At 41.1% G+C, this 253-nt stretch carries 1 protein-coding gene; it reads left to right on the forward strand.

Annotated features, from left to right (window positions below):
- Positions 1-253: hypothetical protein (locus AAEZ02_RS23030; protein ID WP_351125474.1), on the forward strand; the 253-nt coding region annotated here is incomplete at its 5' end.

The raw sequence follows: 253 nt of genomic DNA on the forward strand, positions 1-253 counted from the left end.
TGGTTATATAGAAGAATTCAAACTCGCTTTTTGGGGAGAGGGCTCGCCAGCATCTCTCACTGAAATAGAAATCAAAATTAGCGAGCGAAATATCATATCAGTACTTAGTTCAAATCATGCGACGAAGTCAATTATAGCGCCTTTTTTGGGGAGAAACTTGACGGCGGATCGTGACTTGAAGGAGATTGCAGAGAATATCAAAAATATCATTCTGCCGGATACGGTGGGATTTCAATCCTCAACATGTCTGTAG

It is taken from the genome of Shewanella sp. T24-MNA-CIBAN-0130 (assembly GCF_040310185.1).
Classification (GTDB): domain Bacteria; phylum Pseudomonadota; class Gammaproteobacteria; order Enterobacterales; family Shewanellaceae; genus Shewanella; species Shewanella psychromarinicola.